Origin of the sequence: Pseudoalteromonas sp. SR41-4 (genome assembly GCF_014163985.1) — a bacterium.
Classification (GTDB): domain Bacteria; phylum Pseudomonadota; class Gammaproteobacteria; order Enterobacterales; family Alteromonadaceae; genus Pseudoalteromonas; species Pseudoalteromonas rhizosphaerae.
Genome location: NZ_JACJEI010000071.1, coordinates 1 through 1,684, shown reverse-complemented (window position 1 = coordinate 1,684; position 1,684 = coordinate 1). Strand labels below are relative to the sequence as shown.

The window sequence follows — 1,684 nt, the reverse complement described above, 5'->3', positions numbered from 1 at the left end:
AAGGGAATTTGTCGGTCACTTTTTTACGTGTCTGTTAGTGTTTTGTTTTTGGAATACTAGAAGGCATGTTGAGGATGATTGTGATGGATTCTAAAGCTCAACTCACCGTTGACATCATAGCTAAAGTGGTTGAAGGCAGGATAACAATTGCCAATGCTGCTAAGTTACTCAGTAAGTCTCGACGCACTATTGAACGCTACGTAAAGCAATATCAGCAAGTCGGTATTCAATTCGCTGTTCATGGTAACAGTGGCAAAGCCCCACCCAACAAAACGCCGGTATCAATAAAAAAAGTGGTTCAAAAATTGATTCAGGAAAAATATTACGATTTGAATCTGTTGCACTTGGCTGAACAATTAGCTACGAATGAGAACATTGTTATTAAGCGTGAAACCCTACGCGGTTGGGCACATGATATTCATCACGTTAAACGAGCCAAACGAAGACGTAGCAATGTTCGAAAGCGCAGAGAGCGCATGGAAGCACCGGGTCTAATGATGCAAATGGATGGCAGTCCACATCGCTGGTTTGGGGATAAAAAGCACTGTTTAATTGCCATGATTGATGATGCGACCAGTGAAGTATATGCTGAATTCTTCCCGTCAGAGACCACCGTTGGATGCCTGAAAGTCATGAGAGAATGTATCGAAACGAAAGGTGTGTTTAAAACGCTTTATGTGGACAGAGCCGGTATCTTCGGCGGCCCTAAACGCTGCAACTTCTCACAGATGCAGAGGGCTTGTGAGGAGCTGGGCATTGAAATCATCTTTGCCAATTCACCCCAAGGCAAAGGCCGTATTGAGCGAGCATTCGATACCTTCCAAGACCGCCTTGTTCCCGAGCTTAGGTTGAACAATATTAACGATATTGCCGCTGCCAATGCCTACCTTAAGCATGTCTTCATTCCGCAGTTCTGGCAGTCGAAAGTTCAAGTAAAATCAAAGCAAGCACCTGAATTTACGCCTCTGTCGAAACACATCAACCTTGATGATATCTGCGTCATTAAAGACCATCGTAAAATACGTAACGACCATACCTTCAGTTATGGCAATAAGTTCTACCTAATAGATTCACCGCTCAAGCACTCCATTGCCAATCAGAAAATCGAGATAAGGAACACGAGTAAAAAAGGGTTTACCGCTCACTTCGCTGGTCGCAAACTCAAGATCTCGGAAGTTAATGAACCAAGCAAACTGGCATCAGAAGACTTGGCAGTACAGAAGAAACTTGAAGTATTAGCGTTAATCGAAAAACTCGGAAGCGTCAGCGCTGCATCACGCCAAAGTGGCGTATCACGAGACACTATTCATCGGCACTTAAGACTAGTTAAGCGAGGTGGCCCTGAAGCATTAAAACGCCAAGAAACACCTAATCTACGGCACAAAAACTGTGTGGATAAGGCGATAGAAGACGCCGTTGTGCAATTCTCAATTGAACACCCTCACCTTGGTCAGCAGAAAGTCGCGATAAAGCTCAGTGAAGCCCTTGGTGTTGATATTAGCGCGGGCGGTGTGCGCAGCATGTGGCTAAGAAACAATATGAATACCACCGCATTGCGAGTCGAAAAATCTAATGCTCTGGCTGAATCGGCATAAAAGGTAGCCAGTTTAGCAACTGGCTGATATGCTATTTACGACAAAGTCGCTCGGTAATTAGACCGACATAATCCCTTGGTAATCACACT

Annotated in this window: 1 protein-coding gene; it reads left to right on the top strand. The window is 44.4% G+C overall.

The genetic code is table 11. The features are described from left to right. The first annotated feature begins 74 nt into the window (after window positions 1–74). Window positions 75–1,595: an ISNCY family transposase gene (locus H5180_RS23260; protein ID WP_182759251.1), complete on the top strand. Its 1,521-nt coding sequence runs from the start codon at window positions 75–77 to the stop codon at window positions 1,593–1,595. Window positions 1,596–1,684: the final 89 nt, after the last annotated feature.